The sequence below is a fragment of the Flavobacterium sp. UGB4466 genome (assembly GCF_903469665.1).
Classification (GTDB): domain Bacteria; phylum Bacteroidota; class Bacteroidia; order Flavobacteriales; family Flavobacteriaceae; genus Flavobacterium; species Flavobacterium lipolyticum.
The window spans coordinates 1-1,051 of record NZ_CAGKLC010000244.1; the positions used below are offsets into that span (position 1 = coordinate 1).

The following is a 1,051-nucleotide window of genomic DNA, read 5'->3' on the forward strand; positions in this document are numbered from 1 at the left end:
ATGCTCAATGGACCTGTTTTAATTGGGGTTACATTGGTATTGGCTGCGGTTACCGGCTGTCCGTTTAAGGTATCGTTTGCTGTTACGTTTCCAATTGTAGTGGCCGTTGTTGTACCCGGTGTTTGAACTGGGTAGCTGTTGTCAACGTTGGCTACGATTGGGTTTTTAACTTCAACAGTTGCAGTAGCACTTGCACAGTTTACAGGGGTTGCTCCTTCTTCACAGATTTCATAAGTGATTTGGTAAGTTCCTGTTACAGTGTTTGGATCTAAGGTCAATACTCCGTTGGCGTCAATGCTCAATGGACCTGTTTTGATTGGGGTTACATTGGTATTGGCTACGGTTACCGGCTGGCCGTTTAAGGTATCGTTGATTGTTACGTTTCCAATTGTAGTTGCCGTTGCTGTACCTGGTGTTTGAACTGGGTAGCTGTTGTCAACGTTGGCTACGATTGGGTTTTTAACTTCAACAGTAGCAGTAGCAGTAGCACAGTTGGCAGGGGTTGCTCCTTCTTCACAGATTTCATAAGTGATTTGGTAGGTTCCTGTTACAGTGTTTGGATCTAAGGTCAATACTCCGTTGGCGTCAATGCTCAATGGACCTGTTTTGATTGGGGTTACATTGGTATTGGCTGCGGTTACTGGCTGTCCGTTTAGAGTATCGTTTGTTGTTACGTTTCCAACTGTAGTGGCCGTTGTTGTACCCGGTGTTTGAACTGGGTAGCTGTTGTCAACGTTGGCTACGATTGGGTTTTTAACTTCAACAGTTGCAGTAGCACTTGCACAGTTGGCAGGGGTTGCTCCTTCTTCACAGATTTCGTATGTGATTTGGTAGGTTCCTGTTACAGTGTTTGGATCTAAAGTCAATACTCCGTTGGCGTCAATGCTCAATGGACCTGTTTTGATTGGAGTTACATTGGTATTGGCTGCGGTTACCGGCTGTCCGTTTAAGGTATCGTTTGCTGTTACGTTTCCAATTGTAGTAGCCGTTGTTGTACCCGGTGTTTGAACTGGGTAGCTGTTGTCAACGTTGGCTACGATTGGGTTTTTAA

The 1,051-nt window shown here is 45.1% G+C and carries 1 pseudogene; it reads right to left on the reverse strand.

The annotated features are described in order from the left end of the window. Window positions 1–1,051 (reverse strand): annotated as a pseudogene (locus JO950_RS21890) (hypothetical protein); the annotation flags it as partial.